The sequence below is a fragment of the Alcanivorax sp. HI0083 genome (assembly GCF_001635175.1).
Genome location: NZ_LWFX01001332.1, coordinates 1 through 4,169, shown reverse-complemented (window position 1 = coordinate 4,169; position 4,169 = coordinate 1). Strand labels below are relative to the sequence as shown.

Annotated in this window: 4 protein-coding genes; all 4 read left to right on the top strand. The window is 59.8% G+C overall.

Annotation, left to right across the window (positions count from 1 at the left end; translation table 11 throughout):
• Window positions 1-7: 7 nt before the first annotated feature.
• Entirely contained in the window at window positions 8-469 is a 462-nt protein-coding gene (ccmE, locus tag A3754_RS19870) for a cytochrome c maturation protein CcmE (RefSeq protein WP_063521078.1), read from the top strand.
• Window positions 470-715: 246 nt separating this feature from the next.
• Complete coding sequence (locus A3754_RS19865; protein WP_063521077.1) at window positions 716-2,203, top strand: RimK family protein; 1,488 nt, start codon at window positions 716-718, stop codon at window positions 2,201-2,203.
• A gap of 189 nt (window positions 2,204-2,392) precedes the next feature.
• A complete protein-coding gene (locus tag A3754_RS19860; protein WP_063521076.1) occupies window positions 2,393-3,739 on the top strand; it encodes a DUF2157 domain-containing protein in 1,347 nt (448 codons plus the stop codon).
• Window positions 3,736-4,169, top strand: a 434-nt coding sequence (locus A3754_RS19855) for a GDYXXLXY domain-containing protein (protein ID WP_063521075.1), incomplete at its 3' end; no start/stop codon positions are given. The genes A3754_RS19860 and A3754_RS19855, both read left to right, overlap by 4 nt.

Here is a 4,169-nt window from a genome sequence, read left to right as displayed (position 1 = left end):
GTAGATGATGAATCCGGTACGTAAGCAGCGTCTTTTGGTGGTACTCGCCGTTCTGGTCGGGCTGGGCATCGCCTGCGGCCTGATGTTTTATGCGCTGCGTCAGAACATCAACCTGTTCTATACCCCGCAGCAGATTGCGGCCGGAGAAGCGCCGCTGGATGCGCAGATGCGCGTGGGTGGCCTGGTAGAACCCGGCACGGTCATTCGCAACCCGGATACCCTGGACGTCACCTTTGGGCTCACCGATGGCAAGGGGCGTTTTACCGTGCATTATCAGGGCATCCTGCCGGACCTGTTTCGCGAAGGGCAGGGCATTGTGGCCAATGGCACGCTGGTGAGCCGGACTCGCTTTGAAGCCGAGGAAGTGCTGGCCAAGCATGACGAAACCTACATGCCGCCGGAGGTGCAGGAGGCGCTGGAGAAGGCGGGGCATCCGGGTGCCAAGAAGGCCGGTGAATATAGTGAATAATTAATAGTTAATAATGAATAACGCCGCGCGCCAGCGCGTTGCGATCTTCACCGACAGAAGCCGCGTCCAGACTCTGGGCGCGGCTTCTGTGGTTTCAGGGCCTGGGAGCCTGTTCCGTGACGTTATTAATTATTCATTATTAACTATTCATTGCCCCTCACATTTCCCTTGCTACCCCTCCCTGTCTGGCCCTACATTCGCGGCTATCGGCGCCCTGTCGCGGCGCCCCTTTTGTCAGGGCTTTTCATGAGTCAGGTCATCATTCTGGTAGACGATCCCGCCGACTGGGCCGCCTACTATCCCGCCCGCTATCTCCTGTCTGCCAGGGACTACCTGCAAGCGCTGCAGCCGGTCTGTACCGACAAGAAAGTGCAGGTAATCAACCTGTGCCGCAGCTATAAGTATCTGAGTCCGGGGTATTACTGCTCGTTGCTGGCGGAAGCCCGTGGCCAGCGGGTGTTGCCTTCTGTGCGCACGGTGAATGACCTGAGCCGCAAGGCGCTTTATGGCCTGCATTTTGGCCAGTTCGAGGCGGCGCTGGACAAGGCCATGAAACGCAAAGGTGGTAGTGGTGATCATTTCAGCCTGTTGCTGTTCTTTGGGCATACCGAGCAGGAGGGCCTGGCCGATCTGGGGCGGCAGATTTTTGACCAGCTGCCATGCCCGTTGCTGAAGGTGGATTTCCGCCGCCGTGAGCAATGGGGTATTGAGGCGCTGAAACCGCTGACCCTGAAACAGCTGAAAGGGGCCGAGGAGGACGCGTTTGCCCGGGCGTTGGAACAGTTCAATGCCCGGGTGTGGCGTAACCCGCGCCGGCGTCGTGGTGACCGCTACGAGCTGGCCATGCTGGTCAACGACGAAGAGGCGTTGCCACCCAGCAACAAGACGGCTCTGAAGCGGTTTGTTCGTGCGGGCAGGCAATTGGGTATCAAGGTGGATCTGGTGGGTCGCGATGCCTATACGCGCCTTGGCGAATACGACGGCCTGTTTATCCGTGAGACCACCGCGCTGGATCATCACACCTATCAGTTTGCCCGCAAGGCGGAGCAGGAAGGCATGGTGGTGATCGACGATCCGGGCTCCATTTTGCGCTGCACCAACAAGATTTATCTGGCCGAGTTGATGCAGGCCAACAAGGTGCCGGTGCCGCCGACCGCGTTTGTGTTCAGCGACGATGATGCCCAGATCGACCGGCTGGTTGAGGAGCTGAAACTGCCCATGGTGCTGAAAATTCCGGATGGCAGTTTTTCCCGGGGGATCAGCAAGGTGGCCACCCGTGAAGCACTGGCTGAGGCGTTGCGTGGCTACCTGAAACAGTCTTCTGTGGTGCTGGCGCAGGCGTTCATGTACACCGATTACGACTGGCGCATCGGGGTGCTGAACCACCGCCCGTTGTTTGCCTGTCAGTATTTCATGAGCAAGGGGCACTGGCAGATTTACCATCACCAGAGTGGCGGTAAAACCGAGACCGGCAACAGCCGTACCTTGCCGGTACAGGAAGTGCCGCCCAAGGTGCTCAAGGCCGCTCTCAAGGCCGCCCGCTTAATGGGCAACGGCTTGTATGGGGTGGACCTGAAGCAATCCGGCGATGATGTGGTCGTCATCGAGGTGAACGACAACCCCAATATTGATGCCGGGGTGGAAGATGCCTGGTTGGGTGAAGATCTGTACCGGCAGGTGATGCTGGAATTCCTGCGGCGCCTGGAGGCCAAGCGTATCGGCCTGCCGGTGTGAGAGTCAGTGACGAGAAGCGAGGTACGAGTCGCGAAAGGCCTGTTCGGTTGCCGGTTTTCGTTACTCGTCGTCCTTTTGGGGCTCGTCTGCGCTTTCCTGTTGAACACCCCGTGACATCCCCGGTTACCCGCATGGATTGCCTTTGCGTCCACCTTGCTGTCTGATCGGGAAAAAGCACAGGGATTTTGCATGCAACTTCTCGGTTTATTGCGGCGCGAGCTGCGTAGCGAATGCCGCCAGTGGGTGGACGACGGGGATATCAGCGAAGACCAGGGTAACCGGATCCTGGCTCGCTATGGCACCCGGCTGGACGATGATGCGGACAGCTCGCTGGCCTACAAGGTGCTGGTTACCGTGTCGCTGCTGTTTGTGGGTCTGGCCATACTGTNGCTGGTGTCCGCCAATTGGGACGAGATTCCCCGCGCGGTGCGCATGCTGGGGATGATTGCCACCACCATTACGCTGAACCTGATCGGCATTCGGGGCTATCTGAAGCAGGGCGAGGGCAGCGGCTGGTTGTTTCTGGGGGGCATCAGTTATGGCGCCTCCATCATGTTGATTGCGCAGATCTATCATCTGGGGGAGCACTTCCCGGATGGCCTGTTCTACTGGGCATTGGGGGTGGCGCCCATGGCCTGGTTGGTGCGCAGCCGTGTGCTGGCGCTGTTGATGTTGGCCGTGGCGTTTCTGTGGATGGGAACGCAAGGCCAGTACACGCCTCCCTGGGCCATGGTGCTGTTCCTGGGCGTGGCGGTCGCCATTGCCCTGCGGGCGCATTCTGGAGGTCTGTTGCTGGTCGTGATTGCGGTATTGGTGAGCTGGCTGAACCTGCTACTCGGCTGGGCTTACGGCGGTGGCTGGGGGCCGGATTTTGAAGCCGGTCACCTGTCCCTGAACATGGGGTTGTTGGCGCTGCTATATGCGTTCAGTCACCGGGCGGCGCAAAGCGAGGCTCATTATCTGCGACGCTCAGGCAGCCTGGTGGGCCTGTGGGCGTTGCGTGGCTATCTGCTGTTGCTGGTGATGCTGTCGTTCAGTGAGTTTTCCGAAGGATATCTGCATGAGCTGGTCGGGTTGGCCGATCCGGGTTTGTGGGCCGGGTTGCTGGCGGCCCTGCTGGCCTCTGCGTGGGTTGTTGTTGGCCGTTTGGGGTCCACCGGCCCCCGACTGTTGGTGATGTTGTTGCCCTTCGTGCTACTGGGCATTCATGCCTTTGGTGGTAGAGGGGCCGGGCCCGGGGATTTTACATGGCTGTTTGTGGTGGCGGTGAATCTGCTGGCGCTGTTGACTGCCATTGTGTTGATTCAGGAAGGTCTCAAGCGCGGGCTGACCCAATACTTCTATAGTGGCATTGTGTTGATATTGCTGCTGGCGTTGATGCGTTATCTGGATCTGTTCGGGGACTATCTGGGGGCGGCGGCCATGTTTCTGGTGGCGGCAGCGGTACTGTATGGCGCTGCCCGCTTCTGGCGGCGGCAACAGGGCCTGGAGACGCAGGCGGCCAAGGGCGGCTGTGCCGGGGAGGAGCAATCATGAAGCGCTGTCATGTCACGGGTCTGATGGCGGCCCTTGGGTTACAGGTCGCGGTGATGGCCGGGGTGTTTGTTGGCGGGGTCTATCCGTTGTGGGTGGGGCAGGAAATTCGCCTGGAAACCCGGCCAGTGGACCCGCGAGATCTGTTTCGCGGTAATTATGCCCGCCTGGGTTATGACTTCAGTACCGTGGAAACGCCAGATTTACGGCCTGGCGAGGTGGTGTACCTGCCTCTGGAAAAACAACCGAACGAAGCGCTGTGGCGCGGCGGTAAGCCCCAGGCCTCTGAGCCGGAAACCGGCTTGTACCTGCGGGGGCGCGTGTCCGGGCAGCCCTGGAGGGCTGGCAACACCGTGAAGTATGGTATTGAGGCGTTGTTCGCCCCCAAGGAAAAAGCACTGCAATTGGAACGGGAATTACGGGACGGCGCGGT

Excerpts from the sequence above, each read along its gene's own strand:
- ccmE (WP_063521078.1), top strand. The coding sequence starts at position 8 with ATGAATCCGGTACGTAAGCAGCGTCTTTTGGTGGTACTCGCCGTTCTG.
- A3754_RS19865 (WP_063521077.1), top strand. The coding sequence starts at position 716 with ATGAGTCAGGTCATCATTCTGGTAGACGATCCCGCCGACTGGGCCGCC.